21 protein-coding genes and 1 pseudogene are annotated in these 21,357 nt (G+C 69.3%); 7 read left to right on the top strand and 15 right to left on the bottom strand.

Features of this window, described 5'->3' with window-relative positions:
• Positions 1–40 precede the first annotated feature (40 nt).
• Both ACWAT3_RS07545 and ACWAT3_RS07540 read right to left on the bottom strand, forming a co-directional pair.
• Positions 41–796, bottom strand: coding sequence for an SURF1 family protein (locus ACWAT3_RS07545; protein ID WP_460797739.1), 756 nt, complete (start codon positions 794–796; stop codon positions 41–43).
• A gap of 55 nt (positions 797–851) precedes the next feature.
• A complete protein-coding gene (locus ACWAT3_RS07540) occupies positions 852–1,970 on the bottom strand; it encodes a GuaB3 family IMP dehydrogenase-related protein (RefSeq protein ID WP_460797737.1) in 1,119 nt (372 codons plus the stop codon).
• Positions 1,971–2,036: 66 nt separating this feature from the next.
• Here ACWAT3_RS07540 and ACWAT3_RS07535 point away from each other — a divergent pair, with 66 nt between their 5' ends.
• Positions 2,037–3,122 carry an FAD-dependent oxidoreductase gene (locus ACWAT3_RS07535; RefSeq protein WP_460797185.1) on the top strand — a complete coding sequence of 362 codons (1,086 nt, stop codon included), beginning with the start codon at positions 2,037–2,039 and terminating at the stop codon, positions 3,120–3,122.
• 47 nt (positions 3,123–3,169) lie between these two features.
• Here ACWAT3_RS07535 and ACWAT3_RS07530 read toward each other — a convergent pair.
• From ACWAT3_RS07530 to ACWAT3_RS07515, 4 genes and pseudogenes are all read right to left on the bottom strand, one after another.
• A pseudogene (locus tag ACWAT3_RS07530) lies at positions 3,170–3,424 on the bottom strand (ATP-binding cassette domain-containing protein); the annotation flags it as partial.
• A gap of 64 nt (positions 3,425–3,488) precedes the next feature.
• A complete protein-coding gene (locus ACWAT3_RS07525; protein WP_460797184.1) occupies positions 3,489–4,946 on the bottom strand; it encodes a pyridoxal phosphate-dependent decarboxylase family protein in 1,458 nt (485 codons plus the stop codon).
• Entirely contained in the window at positions 4,943–6,298 is a 1,356-nt protein-coding gene (locus tag ACWAT3_RS07520) for an MFS transporter (RefSeq protein WP_460797182.1), read from the bottom strand. Before ACWAT3_RS07520 ends, ACWAT3_RS07525 begins: the two co-directional genes overlap by 4 nt.
• A gap of 67 nt (positions 6,299–6,365) precedes the next feature.
• Positions 6,366–6,641 carry a DUF2277 domain-containing protein gene (locus ACWAT3_RS07515; protein WP_460797180.1) on the bottom strand — a complete coding sequence of 92 codons (276 nt, stop codon included), beginning with the start codon at positions 6,639–6,641 and terminating at the stop codon, positions 6,366–6,368.
• A 126-nt stretch (positions 6,642–6,767) separates the two neighbouring features.
• On the opposite strand from ACWAT3_RS07515, the gene ACWAT3_RS07510 reads away from it, so the two are divergent.
• Complete coding sequence (locus ACWAT3_RS07510; RefSeq protein WP_460797179.1) at positions 6,768–7,172, top strand: DUF4190 domain-containing protein; 405 nt, start codon at positions 6,768–6,770, stop codon at positions 7,170–7,172.
• 140 nt (positions 7,173–7,312) lie between these two features.
• On the opposite strand, the gene guaB is transcribed toward ACWAT3_RS07510, so the two are convergent.
• Positions 7,313–8,815, bottom strand: coding sequence for an IMP dehydrogenase (guaB, locus tag ACWAT3_RS07505; RefSeq protein WP_460797177.1), 1,503 nt, complete (start codon positions 8,813–8,815; stop codon positions 7,313–7,315).
• Positions 8,816–9,043: 228 nt separating this feature from the next.
• Here guaB and ACWAT3_RS07500 point away from each other — a divergent pair, with 228 nt between their 5' ends.
• Genes ACWAT3_RS07500 through ACWAT3_RS07485 form a run of 4 tightly spaced genes read left to right on the top strand, consistent with a single transcriptional unit; the run spans position 9,044 to position 13,117 of the window.
• The gene (locus ACWAT3_RS07500; protein WP_460797175.1) at positions 9,044–10,414 is read left to right on the top strand and encodes a branched-chain amino acid ABC transporter permease; all 1,371 of its coding nucleotides are present in this window, start codon (positions 9,044–9,046) and stop codon (positions 10,412–10,414) included.
• A gap of 3 nt (positions 10,415–10,417) precedes the next feature.
• Positions 10,418–11,395 carry a branched-chain amino acid ABC transporter permease gene (locus tag ACWAT3_RS07495; RefSeq protein ID WP_460797173.1) on the top strand — a complete coding sequence of 326 codons (978 nt, stop codon included), beginning with the start codon at positions 10,418–10,420 and terminating at the stop codon, positions 11,393–11,395.
• On the top strand, positions 11,385–12,377 hold the full coding sequence (locus ACWAT3_RS07490) for an ABC transporter ATP-binding protein (protein WP_460797171.1): 993 nt from the start codon (positions 11,385–11,387) through the stop codon (positions 12,375–12,377). Before ACWAT3_RS07495 ends, ACWAT3_RS07490 begins: the two co-directional genes overlap by 11 nt.
• A complete protein-coding gene (locus ACWAT3_RS07485; protein ID WP_460797170.1) occupies positions 12,374–13,117 on the top strand; it encodes an ABC transporter ATP-binding protein in 744 nt (247 codons plus the stop codon). Before ACWAT3_RS07490 ends, ACWAT3_RS07485 begins: the two co-directional genes overlap by 4 nt.
• Before the next feature lie 86 nt (positions 13,118–13,203).
• Here the strand turns inward: ACWAT3_RS07485 and ACWAT3_RS07480 are convergent, their stop codons facing one another.
• The 3 genes from ACWAT3_RS07480 to groES form a co-directional block, all read right to left on the bottom strand.
• Positions 13,204–14,469, bottom strand: a complete 1,266-nt coding sequence (locus ACWAT3_RS07480) for an ABC transporter substrate-binding protein (RefSeq protein WP_460797168.1) — start codon at positions 14,467–14,469, stop codon at positions 13,204–13,206.
• 134 nt (positions 14,470–14,603) lie between these two features.
• Complete coding sequence (rarD, locus tag ACWAT3_RS07475; protein WP_460797735.1) at positions 14,604–15,533, bottom strand: EamA family transporter RarD; 930 nt, start codon at positions 15,531–15,533, stop codon at positions 14,604–14,606.
• Between the two features lie 134 nt (positions 15,534–15,667).
• Entirely contained in the window at positions 15,668–15,964 is a 297-nt protein-coding gene (gene groES / locus ACWAT3_RS07470; protein WP_017203655.1) for a co-chaperone GroES, read from the bottom strand.
• 159 nt (positions 15,965–16,123) lie between these two features.
• Here groES and ACWAT3_RS07465 point away from each other — a divergent pair, with 159 nt between their 5' ends.
• Positions 16,124–17,386, top strand: coding sequence for a THUMP-like domain-containing protein (locus ACWAT3_RS07465; protein WP_460797166.1), 1,263 nt, complete (start codon positions 16,124–16,126; stop codon positions 17,384–17,386).
• Between the two features lie 3 nt (positions 17,387–17,389).
• On the opposite strand, the gene ACWAT3_RS07460 is transcribed toward ACWAT3_RS07465, so the two are convergent.
• The 5 genes from ACWAT3_RS07460 to tsaB all read right to left on the bottom strand — a co-directional run bounded on the left by ACWAT3_RS07460 (position 17,390) and on the right by tsaB (position 21,346).
• Positions 17,390–18,571 (bottom strand): hypothetical protein, encoded by a 1,182-nt coding sequence (locus ACWAT3_RS07460; protein WP_460797164.1) that lies wholly within the window; start codon positions 18,569–18,571, stop codon positions 17,390–17,392.
• A gap of 141 nt (positions 18,572–18,712) precedes the next feature.
• Complete coding sequence (locus tag ACWAT3_RS07455; protein WP_460797163.1) at positions 18,713–19,165, bottom strand: hypothetical protein; 453 nt, start codon at positions 19,163–19,165, stop codon at positions 18,713–18,715.
• Positions 19,162–20,235, bottom strand: coding sequence for a tRNA (adenosine(37)-N6)-threonylcarbamoyltransferase complex transferase subunit TsaD (tsaD, locus tag ACWAT3_RS07450; RefSeq protein WP_460797161.1), 1,074 nt, complete (start codon positions 20,233–20,235; stop codon positions 19,162–19,164). The genes ACWAT3_RS07455 and tsaD overlap by 4 nt, the downstream gene beginning before the upstream one ends.
• Complete coding sequence (rimI, locus tag ACWAT3_RS07445) at positions 20,232–20,687, bottom strand: ribosomal protein S18-alanine N-acetyltransferase (protein ID WP_460797733.1); 456 nt, start codon at positions 20,685–20,687, stop codon at positions 20,232–20,234. The genes tsaD and rimI overlap by 4 nt, the downstream gene beginning before the upstream one ends.
• Before the next feature lie 35 nt (positions 20,688–20,722).
• A complete protein-coding gene (gene tsaB / locus ACWAT3_RS07440; protein ID WP_460797159.1) occupies positions 20,723–21,346 on the bottom strand; it encodes a tRNA (adenosine(37)-N6)-threonylcarbamoyltransferase complex dimerization subunit type 1 TsaB in 624 nt (207 codons plus the stop codon).
• Between the last annotated feature and the right edge of the window lie 11 nt (positions 21,347–21,357).

Here is a 21,357-nt window from a genome sequence, read left to right as displayed (position 1 = left end):
GATGCGCACGGGCGCACGCGCAGATGCGCGCGCAGACGGGTCAGGATGCCGCGGCGGCCGCGTCCTCGAGATCCTCGACCTCGCGCTCCCAGGCATCCTTCGCCAGGCGGTACCAGATGTAGAACGCGAAGCCGGCGAAGATCGCCCATTCGGCCGCGTAGAACACGTTCAGCCAGTTGACCGGGGACTGCGCGTCCGGCGCAGGAGACGAGATGCCGACGAGTCCGTCCGGTGCCTCGACGCTCGCGAGATAGGGCCGGTAGACCGCGAGACGATCAGCGTCGTGCCAGTGGTTGAGCAACGCGGCCGGCGACATCCGGTCCATCCGCTGCGGGTCATCGGACGGGGGCACCTGCACGCCTTCGTCTGAGATGAGACGGCCGGCGATCGTGGCGTCCGTGCCGGTGGCGGTCTGTTCGAGAGCGGCCGCCGCGGCATCCGCCTCGTCCCGGTCCTGCACCCAGCCCAGCGCGACCGCGATCGACACGCCGTCGGCGACGCGAAGCTGGCCGGTGACCCAGTAGCCCTCGACGTCGTCGTTGTACCGCGACGAGACCACGAGGAAGTCGCCGCCCACCCAGGTACCCGTGACCTCGGTGCGCTGGCCGACATACGGCTCAGGCAGGTACTCGCCCGGTACGACGATGTCATCCAGCTGGCGGACCTCCTCGGTCACGCCGGCGGGAACCGGGTCGGTGTCGATCGCGCGACCGAGCTGCCATTGGCCGAGGAACGCGAAGACGCCGGCGACGACCAGGCACAGCGCGAGCACGCCGATCCAGCGTGGACGCAGCATCACCTCGCGCAGCGTCGGCGGAAAGACCTCTGGTGTCGTCACGGCAGCCGGATGCTCAGCCCTGCTCGTACGGTGCGAGCACGACCTCGACGCGCTGGAACTCCTTGAGATCGGAGTAGCCGGTCGTCGCCATGGACTTGCGCAGCGCACCGATGAGGTTCGCCGTGCCGTCGGCGACGGGCGCAGGGCCGAAGAGGATCTCCTCGAGCGGCGCGATGGCATCGACGGCCACGCGGCGACCGCGCGGAAGCTTGGCGTGGTGCGCCTCAGGACCCCAGTGGAAGCCACGTCCAGGGGCATCGGTCGCGCGGGCCAGGGCGACGCCGAGCATGACGGCATCCGCGCCCATCGCGAGCGCCTTGACGACGTCGCCGGAGGTGCCGACGCCGCCGTCGGCGATCACGTGCACATAGCGTCCGCCGGACTCGTCGAGGTAGTCGCGGCGCGCGGCGGCGACGTCCGAGACGGCGGTGGCCATCGGCGCGTGGATGCCGAGGGTCGCGCGCGTCGTCGACGCCGCTCCCCCGCCGAAGCCGACGAGGACACCGGCGGCGCCCGTGCGCATGAGGTGGAGAGCCGCGGTGTAGGTAGCGGCGCCGCCGACGATCACCGGGACGTCGAGGTCGTAGATGAACTTCTTCAGGTTCAGCGGCTCCGCGGCGCTGGACACGTGTTCGGCCGACACCGTCGTGCCGCGGATCACGAACAGGTCGACGCCTGCGGCGACGACCGTCTCGTACAGTTCCTGGGTGCGCTGCGGGGTGAGCGAACCGGCGACCGTGACGCCACCGGCGCGGATCTCGGCCAGACGCGCCTTGATGAGCTCCGGCTTGATCGGCTCGCTGTACAGCTGCTGCATGCGCTGCGTCGCCTGCTCGGGCGCGAGACCCGCGATCTCCTCGAGCAGCGGCTCCGGGTTCTCGTACCGCGTCCACAGACCCTCGAGGTCGAGAACGCCCAGGCCGCCGAGCTGGCCGAGCGTGATCGCCGTCGCCGGGCTCACGACCGAGTCCATCGGCGCACCCAGCACCGGGATGTCGAAGCCGTAGGCGTCGATGGTCCAGGCCGTCGAGACGTCCTCCGGGTTGCGCGTGCGCCGCGACGGCACCACCGCGATGTCGTCGAACGTGTACGCGCGACGTGCGCGCTTGCCTCGGCCGAGTTCGATGTCCATGGTCACCCGTCCAGCCTACCCGGGGCGGCCGCGGCTGAGAGACTGGGAGCGAGCAGGAGGTTCGGTATGGCACAGGATGCCGTGGAGATCGCCGTGGTCGGCGCCGGGGTCATGGGGCTCGCGACGGCGTGGGAGCTGGTGCGGCGCGGGCATCGGCCCGTCGTGCTGGAGCAGTTCGGCCGCGGCCACACGCAGGGCGCTTCGCACGGCGCGACACGCAACTTCAACAACGCCTACGCCGAGGAGCACTATCTCGATCTGCTCGTGCGCTCCCGCGCCGGATGGGACGCCCTCGGCCCCGTCGACGGCGCTCCGCTGCTGCGCCTGCACGGTCTCGTGACGCACGGCGATGTGGATGTCGCCGCGGTGCAGGAAGGCCTCCAGGGGCGCGGCATCGCTGCCGAGCTGCTGACGCCGGACGAAGCGAGTCGCCGGTGGCCGGGCATGCGGTTCGCGTCCGATGTGCTGTGGTCTGCGGAAGCCGGGGTCGTGCGGGCGGCCGACGCCCTGCCGGAGCTGGAGCGGCGCATCGTCGCCGGCGGCGGCTCCGTGCGCTGGGACACTCCGGTCGAGCGCATCGGCCAGGATCCGGCGCACGCCGTGCTCGCTCTGGCCGACGGAACGACGCTGACCGCCGACACGGTGGTCGTCACGGCCGGCGCATGGACCGCGAAGATGCTCGGCAGCATCGGTCTGCCCCGACTGCGCGTGACCGAGGAGACGCCGGCGCACTTCTCACCATGGTCGGATGCGCCGTGGCCGTCGTTCAACCACTACGTCTCCCCGCCCTCCTACCCCGCCACGGTGTACGGCATGCCGACGCCCGGCGAAGGCGTGAAGGTCGGATTCCATCAGGTCGGCGACGAGGTCGATCCGGACGCGCGCCCGCACCGCACCACTCACGCGGAGGCGCTGCGCACCTACGTGCGGGAGTGGATGCCGGGGCTGGATCCCGACTCCGGAGTGCACGTGAGCTGCACGTACACCTCCACAGACGACAGCGACTTCGTGCTGGATCGGCGAGGACGGGTCGTGCTCGGTGCGGGCTTCTCCGGGCATGGATTCAAGTTCGCGACCGGGGTCGGCGCCGTGCTCGCCGATCTCGCCCTCGACACGGATGCACGCGCGGCCGAGCCGTTCCGTCTGCCCTGATCCGTTCAGCGGGCGCGCACGACGCGACGCTCGTCCCACGCCGGCTCGTCGGCCGCGGTCTGCCCCCGCTGGCCGTGTCCGACGAACTGGTCCATGACGCCGACCCCGCCATCGATCGTCACGGCGCCGGAATCCGCCGCCGCATCGCCGCGGATGATGCGCAGCAGCGTGGTCTTGCCCGCACCGTTCGGGCCGATCAGCGCACTCGTGGTGCCGGCGCCGACGCGGAACGTCACCTCATCGGGGAGCGGTCTGCCGTCCGGCAGCGTCAGCGAGATCGCCGAGATGTCGATGTAGCCCACGATGGGTCGTCCTTCCGCCCACCGCAGCCGTCCTGAAGCAAGCCGACCAGGCCATCAGCATCGGTCAGCGGGGCTCCGACGTCCGTGCCAGCAGCTCGATGAGCAGCGCCTCCGCAACCGGCGCCGGCAGTTCCTCGATCAGCGCCATCAGCGTCGCCATCGGCTGGTTCTGCCGCACGCGGCCGGCGCTGGCGAGCCGCAGCAGGCGCCAGGATGCCGCGGGCCCCGGCACCCGATCGGCGCGGTACCCAAGCGCACGGACGGCTCCCGCGAGCGCTCGCCCGTCGGCGGCCGGGCGTCCCCGCACGGCGTCGGAGGCTCCGCTCAACGCGCCCCGGAAGTCCGTGAGCGAGCGTTCCAGCACCGGCGTGAGCGTGAGATGGGCGCTGCGGGGAAGACGGGTCCCGTCGGACTGCACGAACCCCGGCTGGTGCTGGATGCGCCAGCCGTGGCGCGCCAGTTCGTCGGCGAGCCGGTGCGGATCGACGCGCTGCTGGGGCGGCAGAGCGGGATCCGCGACGAGCGCGATCGCCGGGCCGATCGGATCCCCCATCACCGCGAGGCCGGGGATGCTTTCGACCTCGACCCTGACTCCCGCGGCGGCCCGCGCGATCGACGCCGTCAGGTCGGCGAAACCGGCATCCCCCAGGTACTGGGTGATCGCCCAAGCCGCGGCCAGCGGCGACGCGGATCGGGAACCCAGCAGCGTTGGATTCACGACGGGGTAACCGGGCCAGCGGGTCGTCGCGAAGAACTGCGCCCGATGCTGCCGCCGGCCTCGATGCAACAGAACCGAGACGCCTTTGGGCGCGTAGCCGAACTTGTGCAGATCGGCCGACAGACTCGTCACGCCAGGCACCCGGAAATCCCAGACGGGCACGCCAGGCCACCACGGCAGCACGAGCCCGCCGAAACAGGCATCGACGTGGCACCGGATGCCGCGGGCACCGGCCGCAGCCGCGACGTCGCGGATCGGATCGAGCACGCCACTGGGATACGCCGGAGCCGACACCACCACCAGCGCGACGTCGCCCGCCATGCGGGAGATGAGCGCGTCGGCCGCGACGGCGCCGTCCGGCCCGCACTGGACCGGATCGAAGTCCAGGTCGAACAGTCGCGCCGCCTTCTGGAACGCGGCGTGCGCGGTCGCCGGGGCGAGCAGTCGCGGTCGCACGCCGGCGTCCGCCTTCTGCGCATGCTCGGCGCGCCACAGATCGCGCGCGGTCTTCACTGCGAGCAGGCAGCTCTCGGTCCCGCCGCTCGTCACCGACCCGACCACATCGCGCCGCCCGTGCACGGCGCGCCGCACGAATCCGATGACGTCGCGCTCCATAGCCGCGACAGAAGGGAAGACGGTGGGGTCCAGTCCGTTGACCGGACGGGCGAGGGATGCCGCGGCATCCGCCAGTTCGTCCAGCTCCGGCATCCCCGAGTCGTACACGTAGGCGAGCACATGTCCGCCGTGCGTCGGGGCGTCGGCCGCACGCAGGTCGCGCAGTCGGTCGAGGATGCCGCTGCTCACGCCGTCTTCCCCGCGATGTCGCGCTCGCGGAGCCGGTAGCGCGTGAGCGTCACGAGGCTCAGCATCATGAGCACGGCCGGCAGGATGCTGAATGCCACGGCGATGCCGGCGATGGCCGTCGGCGGCTGATCGACCGCGACGCCCGCGGTGGATTCGACGTAGCCGGTGGCGGCGAGGACGACGGACAGGACGGTCGCGCCGAGCGCCATGCCGGTGGTCTCCCCCGCGGTCCAGACTCCGCTGAAGACACCGGCGCGGTTCGCGCCGTGCTCGGATCGATCGTGAGCCATCACGTCGGGGAGCATCGCCATCGGCAGCGTCTGCATGCCCGCGTACGCCGCACCCGCGAGCGCGACGGGGGCGAGGATCCACCACCCTGGGACCCAGATCATGGCGACGAGAACGAGCGATGCGAGCAGGAAGACGAGGCTCGCGAGTCGGAATGCGCGTTCCTTGCCGACGCGATCGGCGACGAGCTTCCAGACCGGAGCCATCAGCAGCGCCGGGGCGATGAGCGACGCGAACAGCGGCGTGACGGCGCCCTCGTCGTGGAGGATCCAGCGCGCGATGAACTGCGCGCCGGCCAGCATGAGGCCGGTCGCGAGGCCCTGCAGCATGAAGGTGGCCAGCAGCGCCCGGAACGGCGCGCTCTCGCGCAGGACGCGGATGCCGGCGCGGTAGTGGGCGCCGATCGACATTCCCGCGACGACAGGCAGTGGGGGTCTCTGGGGTGCGACCGACGCGGACACCAGCATCCCCGCAGCCAGCACGACGCCGGCGACCAGCGCCATCACGAGGTAGCCGCGCAGCGGGTCGTCGGGGAACAGGCCGCGCAGCTCCGGGCCGCCGGCGCCGAACAGGAGGATCGCGAGGGTCAGCACCACGACGCGCCAGCTGAGCAGCCTGGTGCGTTCGCGGTAGCTGTTCGTCAGCTCGGCGGGCAGCGCGATGTAGGGCACCTGGAACAGGCTGAAGCAGGTCGCGGCGAGCATGAAGGCGATGAGCACCCACAGCGCGGAGGCGAGCGGCCCGAGCCCTCCTGGCACCGCGAAGGTCAGCACGAACGCGATCGGAAGGCCGATGCCGCCGAGGACCATGAACCGTCGTCGCGACCCGGCCTGCGCATAGGAGCGGTCGCTGAGACCGCCGATGACGGGGTCGATGAGCACGTCCCAGATCTTCGCCGCCGTCACGATCGCACCGGCGGCGAGCGCGGCGACACCGAGCGAGTCCGTCAGGTAATAGACGAGCACGAGCCCTGGGAGCGTGGCGAAACCGCCGGTTCCGAGCGAGCCGATCGCGTAGCGGGCGACCTGGCTCCTGGTCAGCGCCGAACTCCCCGGTGAATCCATGCGCTCACTCTAGTGGCGCCCGACGGCGGCTGATGCGGCGCCGAGTCGGCGGCGTCCGGTGGCGTGGTCAGGCGGCGTAGCGCCCGGATGCGATCGCGCGGGCGCGCTTCTTCTCGGCCTCCTCCTCTCGGTTCTTCGGCGGGGTCGTGGCGACGAGGTCATCGAGCAGATGCTGCGTGAGGTGCGCGATCTCGGCGACGGCCCGGTCGAACGCCTCTTGGTTCGCCTTGGACGGCTTGGTGGTCCCGGCGATCTTGCGCACGTACTGCAGCGCAGCCGCATGCACTTCGTCCGAGCTGGCAGCCGGTTCGAAATTGTGGAGGGTGTGGATGTTTCGGCACATACCCGCACGCTACGCCGCGGCACGGACACGAGGGAAGAGGTACCCATATCGCGCTGTAGCGCGGCACGCACCGGCTCACTACCCTCGAGAGGGTCACCGCCGTCGTCCTCGAACAGGAGAGCAACAATGACTGATCCCACGCAGCCCGACTACACCCCTCCTGCTGCGCCGGCCGCTCAGCAGCCGTCCGGCGGCTACGCACCTCCCGCGTACTCCGCGCCCGCGTACCCCGGCGCCGCCCCGGCGCCAGTTCCCGGCCGCGGCCTGGCCATCACCGGGTTCGTCCTCGCGTTCCTGCTGCCGCTCATCGGCATGATCATCAGCATCGTCGCGACCGTGAAGCTCGGCAAGATCGGCGCACCGCGCGGATTGTCGATCGCCGGCATCATCATCGGCGCGATCCTCACGGTCCTCTGGGTCGTCATCGCGATCTCGGTGGCCGCCGCCGTGTTCAGCGGGCTCGCCGTCATCTGCTCGGAGCTCGGCACCGGCGTCTGGGAAGTCGACGGGGTCACGTACACCTGCGGCTGAGTCCGCAGCGCCCACAGCAGCGTCGGAGAAATCCGCAGCGTCTGAGGGATCCGCCCGGATCCGTCTGACGGTGAGGATTTCTCCGACGATACGACGAGGGGGACGGATGCCACGGCATCCGTCCCCCTCGTCGTGACGACCTACTTCTTGTAGTTCGGCGCCTCGACGACGATCTGCACATCGTGCGGGTGCGACTCCTTGAGCCCTGCCGCTGTGATGCGGACGAACCTGCCGCGCGTCTTGAGCTCTTCGATCGTGCGCGCGCCGACGTAGAACATCGACTGACGGAGTCCGCCGATCAGCTGGTAGGCGACCGCGGACACCGGGCCGCGGTACGGGACCTGACCCTCGATGCCCTCGGGGATGAGCTTGTCGTCGCTGGGGACATCGGCCTGGAAGTAGCGGTCCTTCGAGTACGAGGTCTGCTTGCCGCGGGTCTGCATCGCGCCGAGCGATCCCATGCCGCGGTACTGCTTGAACTGCTTGCCGCTCTGGAAGACGATCTCACCCGGGGACTCGTCCGTTCCGGCGAGGAGCGAGCCGAGCATCACGGCGTCCGCGCCGGCGACGAGCGCCTTCGCGATGTCGCCCGAGTACTGCAGACCGCCGTCGGCGATGACCGGGATGCCGGCCGGGCGCGCGGCGAGCGACGCCTCGTAGACGGCCGTGACCTGCGGAACGCCGACGCCGGCGACCACGCGGGTCGTGCAGATGGATCCGGGTCCGACGCCGACCTTGACCGCGTCCGCACCGGCATCCACGAGCGCCTGCGCACCCTCGCGGGTCGCGACGTTGCCGCCGATGACGTCGATGTGCTCGAACGTCGGGTCCGACTTCAGGCGACGGATCAGATCGATGACGCCCTGCGACTGCCCATTGGCGGTGTCGACCACGAGGACATCGACCCCGGCATCCCGCAGCGCCTCTGCCCGCTCCCACGCGTCTCCGAAGAAGCCCATCGCGGCGCCGACACGGAGGCGTCCCTGCTCGTCCTTGGTGGCGAGCGGGTACTTCTCGCTCTTGTCGAAGTCCTTGATCGTGATGAGCCCGGCGAGCTTGCCGTTCTCATCGATGAGCGGCAGCTTCTCGACGCGGTGCTTCGCGAACAGTGCGATGACCTCACCTGCGGCCACGCCGACCGGAGCGGTGACGAGACCCTCGCTGGTCATGACGTCCTTCACGAACGTCGTCTGGCGCTCGAAGCCGGAGACGAAGCGCATGTCGCGGTTCGTGATGATGCCGACGAGCGTGCCGGTCGGGTCGACCACCGGGAGCCCCGAGATGCGGTACTTCGCGCACAGCGCGTCGACCTCTTCGACCGTCGCGTCCGGCGTCGTGGTGATCGGGTCAGTGATCATGCCGGACTCGCTGCGCTTGACCCGGTCGACGTGCGCAGCCTGGTCGGCGATCGAAAGATTGCGGTGCAGGATGCCGATGCCGCCCTCGCGCGCCATCGCGATCGCCATGCGCGACTCGGTGACGGTGTCCATCGCGCTGGACAGCAGCGGCGTCGCTACGGAGATGCGGCGCGAGATCCGCGAGGAGGTGTCCGCCTCGCTCGGGATGACGTCGGTGTGCCCCGGCAGGAGCAGCACGTCGTCGTAGGTGAGTCCGACGAATCCGAACGGGTCGTGCTGGTCCATGGATGATCCTCCTGGTGTGGCGGGGCGCGGCGCGGGGTGTATCAATCCTAAGCGCCGCGGACGCCCGTGCTATTCCCGCGCGCGAGACGGACAGGCGACGCGTTCGCGGCCAGAACGTGAGCAGATCGTGCATTGGCCGAAACAGAATCGACACACTACGCTCATACCGTCGTACATCAGGGCCGATGCACAACTCCGTCTTGGCCTGTGTACTGGACGGGAGGTTCTGTGAGTCCGACGATCTCGGCGAAGCGGAGCGGAATCCGATGGGCGATCGCCCTGATCGGGACGCTCATCGCTTTCGCCTTCCTGGCCCTCCAAGCGCCGTCGCCGGCCGCAGCCGTCGCATCGGCATCCGCTGAGGAGACCGACGACGGCCAAGAGGTCACCGACTTCTATCTCGCCGGTGTCATCACCTTCGACGACTCCCCCGTCGCCGACGTCACCATGTCGGTGGAGGGCGACGGCTTCGAGGCGGAGACCGAGACGGATGCCGAAGGCCGGTGGCGTCTCTACGTCCCAGAGGCCGCGACCTACGTGCTCACCGTCGATGAGGACACCCTCCCCGACGGCGTGATCGTCGACGCGACCCAGCTGCCGGAGGGCATGCAGCCCCTCTCGGGGACGACGGCATCGTTCGAGGTCGAGTTCGGACTCACCGGGACCAAGATCGTCAACCTGTTCCTCGGCGAAGGCGTCCGCGAGACGACCTCGTTCATCGACCAGCTGCTGTCGCGCATGGTGGGCGGTCTGAACTTCGGCCTGCTGCTGGGCCTGGCGTCGATGGGCGCTGCGCTCATCTACGGCACCACCAAGCTGTCGAACTTCGCGCACGGCGAGATGGTCACGTGGGGCGCGGTCGTCGCCCTGCTGGTCACGTCGTTCTGGCACCTGCCGATGTGGCTCGGGATCATCGCCGCGATCATCGCCGGCGGCCTGCTCGGATGGGCTCTGGATGCCGGGCTCTGGCGTCCCCTCCGCCGTCGCGGCCTCGGGGTCGTCCAGCTCATGATCGTCAGCATCGGGCTGTCGCTCGCCCTGCGCTACGCCCTGCAGTTCATGATCGGCGGCGGCACGTATCAGCTGCCCGGCGCCAGCCCCACGCCGATCAAGCTCGGCCCGATCTCGCTCTCGTACATCGACATGATCGCGATGGGCGTCAGCCTGATCGCGATCCTCGGTGTGGCGTTCTTCCTCACGCGCACCAGGGTCGGAAAGGCCACCCGGGCGATCTCGGACAATCCGCAGCTGGCCGCGGCATCCGGCATCGACGTCGACAAGGTGATCCGGATCGTCTGGATCGTCGCCGGCATCCTGGCCGCGATCTCGGGCATCCTGTGGGCGTACTTCCGCCCCGGCGTGAAGTGGGACATGGGCATGCAGATGCTGCTCCTGATCTTCTGCGCGATCACGCTCGGCGGCCTCGGGTCGGCGATCGGCGCCCTGATCGGATCGATCATCGTCGGGCTCGCCGTCGAGGTGTCGACGCTGCTCGGGGTACCGAGCGACCTCAAGTACGCCAGCGCCCTCGTCGCGCTGATCGTGATCCTGCTGGTACGACCCCAGGGTCTGCTCGGCCGCAAGGAAAGGTTGGGCTGACGCATGGACTTCGGCAACATCTTCGGCAACACCGCCGCGTATCTCTTCAGCCCGACCACCATGGCCTACGCCCTGGCGGCGACCGGACTCGCCGTGCACTTCGGGTACACCGGCCTGCTGAACTTCGGCATGGCCGCATTCATGGCGGTCGGCGGCTACGGCTACGCGATCTCGATCCTCAGCTTCGGCCTGCCGTGGTGGATCGGCATGCTGATCGGCCTGATCGGCGGCGCGCTGTTCGCGCTGATCCTCGGCATCCCGACCCTCCGACTGCGGGCCGACTACCTCGCCATCGCGACCATCGCGGCTGCCGAGGTCGTGCGTCTGCTGTTCCTCACCGAGCTGTTCAAGAAGTGGACGAACTCGGCGGGCGGACTGTCCGGGTATCACCAGAGCTTCCGCGACATCAATCCGTTCCCCCCGGGCACCTACGGCTTCGGCCCGTGGACGTACAACGCCAACGACCTCTGGGTGCGCGTGTTCGGACTGATCATGCTGGCGATCGCCGTCCTGCTGGTGTGGGCGCTCATGCGCAGCCCGTGGGGGCGCGTGCTCAAGGGCATCCGCGAGGACGAGGACGCCGTCCGCTCGCTCGGCAAGAACGTGTTCGCGTACAAGATGCAGGCGCTCGTCGTCGGCGGTGTGCTCGGGGCGCTCGGCGGCATCGTGTTCGTGCTGCCGTCCGCTGTGATCCCCGGCAGCTACTCGACGTCATTGACGTTCTTCCTGTGGACGATCCTGCTTCTGGGCGGCGCGGCGACCGTCCTCGGACCGACGCTCGGCGCCGTGCTGTTCTGGGTCGTCTTCGCCTTCCTCGGCAGCCTCCTGCCGGCCATGGCGGACGCCGGACTGCTGCCGATGACCGCAGCCCAGGCCGACATGGTGCGGTACGTCCTGATCGGCGTCGTCCTGATGCTGATCGTGATCTTCCGGCCGCAGGGCATCCTCGGAAACAAGAGGGAGATGACCTTTGTCAAGTGAATCGAATGCCGCGCAGCCGGCCGCATCGGCACCGCGCGCGAAGACCACGGGGCTCACGAAGGGTCCTGCGGCTCCCGGCGTCGCGAAGGTCGACCCGATCCTCGTCGCCGATCATGTGACCCGCCGCTTCGGCGGTCTGACGGCCGTCGATGTCGACCACCTCGAGATCCCCCGCGGCGCGATCACCGCGCTGATCGGTCCGAACGGCGCCGGAAAGACGACGCTGTTCAACCTGCTCTGCGGTTTCGACAAGCCGAACTCCGGCACGTGGTCGTTCGATGGGAAGAACCTCTCGGGAGTCCCCTCGTTCAAGGTCGCGCAGATGGGACAGGTGCGCACGTTCCAGCTCACCAAGTCCCTGTCCCTGCTGACGGTGCTCGAGAACATGAAACTCGGAGCCCCGCACCAGCGCGGCGAGGGATTCTGGGCGAGCCTGTTCCCCTTCCTCTGGCGCGACCAGGAGGCGGAGATCGAGCAGCGCGCCCGCGAACTGCTCGCACGCTTCAAGCTGGATGCCAAGGAGAAGGACTTCGCGGCATCGCTGTCCGGCGGTCAGCGCAAACTGCTCGAAATGGCGCGTGCGCTCATGAGCGACCCGACGCTGGTGATGCTCGACGAGCCGATGGCCGGCGTCAACCCGGCGCTGACGCAGTCGCTGCTCGAGCACATCCTCAGCCTCAAGGATCTCGGCATGACCGTGCTGTTCGTCGAGCACGACATGCACATGGTGCGCCACATCGCGGACTGGGTGGTCGTGATGGCCGAGGGTCGCGTCGTCGCCGAGGGCCCGCCGGACGAGGTGATGGCGGACCCAGCAGTGGTGGATGCCTATCTCGGCGCCCACCAGGACGTCGATCTCGGTGCGGTCACCGGCCGCGTCTCCGTGGTGTCTGACGCCGCGGCCGAACGGATGCGCGAGCAGATCGAGACCGAGGCCGAAGCCGAGATCGCGTCCGACGACGCACAGGAGGGCAAGCCATGACCGAGGACACCCGCGACGTCGTCGTCGAGCTCACCGACGTGCATGCCGGATACCTGCCAGGAGTCAACATCCTCAACGGAGCGAACCTCATCGCTCGCCAGGGCGAGCTCATCGGCATCATCGGCCCGAACGGTGCCGGCAAGTCGACGTTGCTGAAGTCGATCTTCGGCATGGTGCAGGTGCGCCAGGGCGACATCACAGTGAACGGCGAGAGCATCGTCGGGCTCAAGGCCGACAAGCTCGTCGCCAGAGGCGTGGGTTTCGTGCCGCAGACGAACAACGTGTTCCCCTCGCTCACGATCGAGGAGAACCTGCAAATGGGTCTCTACCAGAACCCGAAGGCGTTCACGGAGCGGCTGGAGTTCGTCACCGGGATCTTCGCCGAGCTCGGCAAGCGGCTCAAGCAGCGGGCAGGATCGCTGTCCGGCGGCGAGCGCCAGATGGTCGCGATGTCGCGCGCGCTCATGATGAACCCGTCGGTGCTGCTGCTGGACGAGCCGTCGGCCGGTCTGTCTCCGGTGCGCCAGGATGACGCGTTCATCCGGGTGTCCGACATCAACAAGGCGGGCGTGACGACGATCATGGTCGAGCAGAACGCCCGACGCTGCCTGCAGATCTGCGACCGGGGCTACGTGCTCGATCAGGGACGCGATGCGTATGAGGGCTCGGGTCGCGACCTGCTGAACGATCCCAAGGTCATCGGCCTGTACCTCGGCACCCTCGGCACCGACGCCGCTTAGGCGCGAACGGTTCGAATCTCGACCGCGGCCGCAACACCCGAAAGGGCTCCGGATGCCGAGGCATCCGGAGCCCTTTCGTGTGCGAGTTACTTGATGCGGGCGTGCATGTTCTCCGCGTCGAACTCGTAGACACCGATGGCCGCACCCTTCGGGTCGTTGTTCTCGTCGAACGTGACCTCTCCGGAGTAGCCGTCGTAGTCGGGCGTGCCGCCGTCGTTGATGATGTCGGCGCAGTCGGCGAAGCTCGTGCACTTCTCGCCGTCGCCCTCGCCACCCGAGACCGTGCGCATGGCACCGGCGATGTCCGCGCCCTCGACCGAGACCGCGTACAGGGCCGACAGCGCGATGAGCGTCGCGGCGTCGTACGCCTCAGCCGAGTAGGTCAGCGCGTCGATGGGCTCGTTGCCCTCGGCGGTCCAGACCTCGTTGAGCTGGTCGATGAAGTCGTCCGGCAGCTCGGCCCCCGCGCGCGTGCCCTTCGATCCCTCGAGGTTCACGGGGAGGTCCGGCCAGTCCTTCAGGTTGCCGTCGACGAGGTACAGAGCGCCCGTGTCGATGCCCGCGTTGCCGAGCAGCGGCGCGATGGTCGCGAACTGGTCGTACGACACCACAGCGACGGCATCCGGTGCCGCAGCCGAGATGGTCTGCACCTGGGCGTTGAACTGACCGTCGCCCTGGTTGTAGGAGGCGTCGGCGACGACCTCGCCGCCGGTGCTCTCGAACGTGGCCTTGATGGCCTCGAACAGGCCGGTGCCGTACGGGTCGTTCTGGTAGATGATGCCGAGGGTCTTGTGCCCGTCTTCGGCGATCTGGTTGCCCAGGACCTCGCCCTGCAGCAGGTCGCTCGGAGCCGTGCGGAAGTAGAGGTCGTTGATCCCGGAGAAGTCCGGCGACGTGTTCGACGGCGAAACGGTGAGGATGCCCGCACCGGCGTTGCCATCGAGGATCAGCTTGGTGACGCTCGACGAGGCCGCACCGACCATGGCCGTGATTCCGGCGCTCTGGAGGTTGGTGATCGAGGTCTCGTACGCCTTGTTGTCCAGGTCGCCCTCGTCCTCGCTGGTCAGCTCGACCTGGATGCCGGCATCCGCCTCGTTGATCTGCGCGACCGCGAGCTGGACGCCCGCCTCCATCGGTGCGCCGAGGAAGGCGAGGGTACCGGTAGCGGGAAGAAGCGAACCCAGATTCAGCGTCAGGTCGACGTTCTCGGGGCGCTCATTGGTCGACTCCGATCCCTCGGAGGACTCGGGGGCTGGCGGGGTGCTGCTGCATCCCGCGATGACCAGCGCCGATGCACCGAGCAGGGCGATTCCTGCCAGAAGCTTGGGGCGCGAACCCTGCAAACCGTTCATATTGCTCCTTCGACAACAGCGAACATGGCGACGCCACGCTCGGGTGGTCTAACCCTATGACCGGGCCACATACCCGCGGGTATCGGTGCGCTAACGATCTTGTTTCGCGTTGATGACGGTGGCGCGGAAACTGCTCAGACGGGCTCGGGAGCCGGCGTGCGGCGGTGCCGTCGCGCCGCGAGCAGCAGGTCGACGACGAAGACCCCGACGGCCACCCAGACCAGGATGAAGCCGATCCAGCGCTCGGTCGGCATCGGCTCGTGCAGGATCATCACGCCGATGATGAACTGCATGATCGGAGTGATGAACTGGATCATCCCGATCACGGTGAGGTTGATGCGCCGCGCCCCCGAGGCGAACAGCAGCAGGGGCACCGCGGTCGCGACTCCGGCGAAGCACAGCAGCACCGTGTGCCAGACCCCGCTGTTCCCGATCGTGATGCCGGTCGTCATCCCGACCGCGATGAGCTGGATGACGGCGATCGGAATGAGCCAGAAGGATTCGAGGGTCAGCCCGCTGACGGCATCCACCGACGGCCCGATCTTCTTCTTGATGAGGCCGTAGAAGCCGAAGGAGAGCGTGAGGGTGAGCGCGATCCACGGAACCGTGCCGTAGGCGACGATGATCACGACGACGGCGAGCGCTGCGATGGCCACGGCGACCCACTGGAGCCGCCGCATCCGCTCGTGCAGGATGAACACGCCGAGCAGCACCGTGGTGATCGGGTTGATGAAATAGCCCAGCGCCGTCTCTACGACCTTGTCGTCGAGCGTGCCGATGAGGAACGCCTGCCAGTTGACGTAGATGAGGAGTCCGGCGAGCGCGGTGAGGCCGAGCAGCCGCGGCTGCCGGACGATGGCCCAGAGGCGCTGCCAGCCGCGCGTGATCGCGAGCAGGATCACGCAGAACAGCAGCGAGAACAGCACCCGCCAGGCGACGACCTCCCACGGCCCCGTCGGCACGAGAAGCAGGAAGTACAGCGGAAGGACGCCCCACAGCAGGTAGGCACCGGTGGCGTAGAGGACTCCGGTGGTCTGCTCGGTGCGTGGGGCGGACGTCGTGATCACTGATCAACCCTACGACCGGCATCCGGCCCTGGATGCCGCTGCGGGCGACGATGGCAGGAAACGCACGAAGCATGACGCACGAAGGCCCGGATGCCTGAGCATCCGGGCCTTCGAAGCGAAGGTCGCTGAGATCAGCGAACGACGACCGCGAGGACGTCGCGGGCCGACAGGACGAGGAACTCGTCCGCGCCGAACTTCACCTCGGTGCCGCCGTACTTGCTGTAGAGCACGCGGTCGCCGACGGCGACGTCGAGCGGAACACGGTTGCCGTTGTCATCGATGCGGCCGGGGCCGACCGCCACGACCTCGCCTTCCTGGGGCTTCTCCTTGGCGGTGTCGGGGATGACCAGTCCACTCGCGGTGGTCTGCTCGGCCTCGACCTGCTTGATGACGATGCGGTCCTCGAGCGGCTTGATGGAAACCGACACGGTCTACCTCTTCTTTCTTGACGCTGACACGAAAGACTCGTTCGCACTCTCAACCCGAGAGTGCTAATGCCAGTGTAGGACGTCGGCTGGCACTCACGCAATGCGAGTGCCAGTGAGGCGTAACGCGCTGGGCGAACACCCGCCGCGTAGGCTGAACCGGTGGAGATGACCGAGCTCGCCGCCCTGCTCACCCCGGACGGACTGCGCCTGCTCGACGACGTCGGAGGCATCGAGTCCACGACGGACGTCGCGAGGGTCGTCTCTCGACTGCGGGCGGCCGGGCACTCCCCCGAGCTCGTGTCGGCCGTCGTCGGCCAGGCACGGCTGCGCACCAAGGCGGCTGCGAAGTTCGGTCCGTTCGCCGAGCGGATGCTGTTCACCCAGGCGGGCCTCGAGCAGGCCACCAGGCTCGGCGTCGCGGCACGGCACGCCGGGCGCATGCGCGCGGCCGGCATCCGGCACGTGGCGGACCTCGGTTGCGGCATCGGCGGCGATTCCCTCGCGTTCGCGGGTGCCGGCCTCGGCGTGACCGCTGTCGACGCCGATGAGGTCACCGCCGCGATCTCCGCGTACAACCTCGCGACGTTCGGCGAGGATGCGTCAGTGTCGCACGGGACCGCCGAGGAGGCGGTGCGCACCATCTTCGGAGATTCAGACGTTGTCGGGCGGGATTCGGCGGATCCCTCCGACGATCGCGCAGATCTTCGAGGCGATGGCAGCACCGCGATCTGGCTGGACCCCGCCCGCCGCACCTCCGGTCACGGCGAGACGCGGCGCGTCACGGCATCCGACTACTCCCCCTCGCTGGACTGGGCCTTCGACGTCGCGGCCCGCATCCCGACCGGCATCAAGCTCGGCCCCGGCCACGATCGCGATGCGCTCCCCGAGGATGCCGAGGCGCAATGGGTCAGCGCAGACGGCAGCGTCGTCGAGCTCGTCGTCTGGACCGGAGCGCTTGCGCGGGACGGCGTGCGCCGTGCGGCGCTCGTGATCCGCGGCGACGAATCGCATGAGCTCACGGCCGGAGCGGATGCCGAGGACGCCGAGGTCCGTCCGCTCGGCTCCTTCGTGCACGAACCGGACGGCGCGGTGATCCGCGCCCGGCTGATCGGCGACGTCGCCCGGAGCCTGGATGCCGGGATGCTCGACGAGCACATCGCCTATCTGACCGGGGATGCCGCAGTGACGAGTCCGTTCGTGCAGTCGTTCCGCGTACGGGAGTCGATGCCGGCGAACGTCAAGGCCATCAACGCGGCGCTTCGGAAGGCCGACATCGGGACGCTGGAGATCAAGAAGCGCGGCATGGACATCGACCCCGCCGCCTTCCGCAAGAAGCTCAAGCTGAGCGGGTCGCAGAGCGCAACGCTCATCCTCGTGCGGGTCGGCGCTCAGCGGATCGCCGTGCTCGCCGACCGGGTGTGAGGCTCACGGCTCGACGTCGCCGGTCTTGTCGTCGATCGCGGCATCCGTCCCGGCTGACGACTCGCGCTCGATCGTGAGCATCGGTCCCCGCCGATCCGACATCGTCACGCGATACCCGGTCACGGTGCCGTCGGGGTTCGCGATCTCCAGCACGACCGTGGCATTGGCGTCATCGGCGCATGCGCGCTCGACCGAGCCGACCACGGCGACGATGACGCACGCGCTCGATCCGCTGTAGTCCTGCCAGACCGGTCGATCGCCGTCATAGCCGACGAGCTGCAGGGACTCGCCGCTGATGCCGGTCTCGCTCTCGATCCGATCGACGATCGCGAGCTCTTCCTCGGTGTACTGCGACCGCCAGTCCCATGACTCGTTCGGATCGTAGACCTGGGCCACGACGACGAGATCGCCGTGGATGTCGCGGACCACGCTGACGCTGAGCTCGCTCGCATCATCCCCCTCCCCCGCGGACATGTTCAGCGAGGCATAGAGTCCGCCGTTCTGCTGGCCGAACTGCTCACTTGGCACGCAGTTCGACTCGCTCTGCTCATCGAGGGTGAGAAGCAGGCACTGCTCCTCCCCCTCGTCCCGCGTCGCGCGCCAGATCGTCGCCCCGTGCGACTGCCCGAGCGGTGTGATCGACCCGGGGTCGTAGTCGCCGTCGGCCTCCAACGCCACCTGTTCCGCTCCGACCGCGAGCGAGAGCGCGACCGACCGCAGGACGCTCTGCCCGAAGACGACGAAGCCGATGCCGAACCCGATCAGCAGCACCAGTCCGACCGCTGCGTACGGGAACCACCGACGCGTACGGATGCCACGGCGCGCGCCGTCCTCAGCAGGAGCGGTCGCGTCGGCTTCCGCGGCCTCCGCGGCGGCGGCTCTGTCGTCGCTGCCTGCATCTCCTGCGGAATCGGCGGTCCATGCAATGCCCTCCGCTCGCGCTCCCGCCGGCACTGGTGCCCCGCCCGATGGCAGAGAGTCGGGAGCATCCCCGCCTGCGGGTCGCCCGTCCGGCAGCGGTACGGCATTCGCGTCGGCCCCTCCGGGCCGCTCCGCGCCGGTGCCCCGCACGAGCGCCTCCAGCTCCTGGAGCCGCCGAGCCTCGGCATCCGTCAGCCGACCGCCGGGGCCGTACGCCTTCGCGCGCAGATCGCGGAGTTCGTCGTCGTCAACGCCGTCCGTCACCGTCGGTCTCCCCTCACTCGGCGTCGCCGGACGCCCCGTCGATGGGCCGGCCGTCTGTCACGCCGAGGCGAGACAGGATCAGGGCATCCGCCCTCCGCGGCCGCTCCCGCAGTGCCCGCCTCCCCCGAGGACAGCATCCGACTACCCGAAGATCCCGGGTTGCATCGCCGCCCAGATCAGCCACCCGGCGCTGTACACCGTCGCGATGCTCCCGAGCACCAGAGCCCAGATCGCGACCGCTCTGCTCTCCAACGGTCGGCGCAGCGACATGATCGCGGCGACGACGGCGACGATCGCCACCGGGATCCCCCAGCCGACGAAGAACGAGGCGATGAGTGCGACGATCGCGGCCAGCAGGGCCCAGGGCGCGAGGCGCGAGGGATCCTGCGCGATCGGCTCCGTGGTGCCGGGCTCCCAGGAACCCAGGGCATCCGGGTCGGGGCCGCTCGCCACGACAGGCTCGACTCCCACCGGCCCTGTCGGGAGCTTCGAATACCCCTCCCGACGTGCGCCGGGCAGGCGCGTGGTGCCCGCTGGCCTCTCGACCTCGGGGCTTGCACCCTCGACGCGCGGCTCGCGCGGCAGATCGCTCATACCGCGGCCCCGGCCTGCGGCGCCACCTGGATCTCGGTCACCGGCAGCGTCGAATCCGCACCGAAGGCGAGCGTCGAAGCCGGACGCCCTGACGCGATCAGCTCGGCGGCGAGAGCCGCGATCATCGCGCCGTTGTCGGTGCACAGCGACAGCGGCGGGATCCGCACGGTAACGCCGGCGGCCTCGGCGCGTGCGAGGGCGACTTCGCGCAGCCGACGGTTCGCGATCACGCCACCGCCGAGCAGCAGGCGGGGGACGCCGAGGTCGTTGCAGGCGGCGAGCGCCTTCGTGACGAGAACATCGACGACGGCCTCGCGGAAGCTCGCCGCGACGTCGCCGACCGGCACCGGGCTCCCCTCGGCCTCGCAGCGCTCGACCCAGCGGGCGACCGCGGTCTTCAGTCCGGAGAACGAGAAGTCGTACCGGTGCTTCTCCATGTCCGATGCCCGCGACAGCCCGCGGGGGAAGCGGATCGCGCGAGGGTCGCCCTCGACGGCCGCCCTGTCGATCTCCGGTCCGCCGGGATACGGCAGCGACAGCAGCCGCGCCACCTTGTCGAAGGCCTCGCCGGCCGCGTCATCCATGGTCTCGCCGAGAAGCTCGACATCGGTAGTCAAGTCGCGCACGTGCAGCAGCGATGTGTGGCCGCCGGACACGAGCAGCGCGATCGTCGGATACTCCAGCGGCTCGGCATCCGGCGTCAGGATGTCGGCGGCGATGTGCCCGACGAGGTGGTTGACGGCGTACAGCGGCTTGTCGAGCGAGACCGCGAGGCCCTTCGCCGCCCCCACGCCGACCATGAGCGCGCCGGCCAGTCCGGGTCCCGATGTGACTGCGACGGCATCCAGGTCCTCCAGGCGCACCTGCGCTTCGGCGAGCGCCGCCTCGATCGAGGGCTGCAGCGCCTCCAGGTGCGCGCGCGCCGCGACCTCGGGCACGACGCCGCCGTAGCGGGCGTGCGCGTCCATGCTCGAGGCGATCGTGTTCGACAGCAGCGTCCGCCCGCGGACGATGCCGATCCCGGTCTCGTCGCAGCTGGTCTCGATGCCGAGCACCAGGGGTTCGCTCATGCCGTCGTCTCCTTCGGTGTCCGGTCCGTCGGATGCCGCGCATCCCACGCCCGCAGATCCAGCCGCATGACGATCGCGTCGACGCCGTCCGGCTGGTAGTACCGGGGGCGCCGACCCAGCTCGGCGAATCCCTCGGACGCGTAGAGGCCCTCAGCCCCCGGGTTGTCCGCACGGACCTCGAGGAACACCTCGCGGGCTCCTCGAAGGGATGCTTCGGCCAGCAGCGCGGTCAGCAGCGCGCGCCCGCGTCCCGCACCGCGGTGCGCCTCGAGCAGAGCGATCGTCTGGATGTCGGCATCCGACGATCCGCGCATCGAGCGCAGCCCGGCATAGCCGACGACACCGTCGTCCTCCTCGTCGACGAGGTAGTGGCTGTGCTCCCCCGCGAGCTCGGCAGCCATCGTCTCCGCGCTCCATGCATCGGTCGGGAAGGACGCATGCTCGATCGCCATGATGCCGTCGAGGTCCTCAGGCGTCGCGCGGCGGATCACGAGCCCACCTTCTTCGGCGCGCCGGGAAGCGTCACATCCGGCTGGCGGAGGTACAGCGGCTCGTCGCCGGCGAGGGCGCGTCCGGCTGCGACCGCACGGAGCCCGACCCTGGCGAGGGCGGCCGCATCCAGCTCGGCGATCTCGACCGCACGGATGCCGGCGAGGTGCGCCTCGGCATCGACGCGCGGCACGAGGATCGTGTCGGCCGCGATGCTCGGGATGCCGTCGGCATCGAGTCCGTCGAAGACCGTGATCGCGACCTCTCGACGTCGGGCATCCGTCACGATCGCGAAAGGGCCGGCCGCGGGATCCTGCTCGAGCTCGGTGAGCGCGGGCGCGAAGTGGCTCGGCACGGGGATGACGTCGACGCCGCGGCCGAGTGCGAACGCGCGCGCGGTGGCGATGCCGATGCGCAGCCCGGTGAAGGGACCAGGCCCCATGCCGGCGACGACGTGCGTGATCGATTCCGCCTCCGCATCGGCGAGTGCGCTGGTCAGCAGATCGCCGATCACCTCGGCGTGGCCGAGCGGGTCGGGACTGGCGGCGTCCGAGAGTCGTGCTCCGTCACCGTCGACGATGGCGACGGCCGAGCCCAGCGAGGTGTCGACAGCGAGGATCACCCTTCCAGGGT

This window comes from Microbacterium sp. GXF0217 (genome assembly GCF_054798195.1).
The sequence above is the reverse complement of the archived record's forward strand: the minus strand, read 5'-3'. Positions and strand labels throughout refer to the sequence as shown.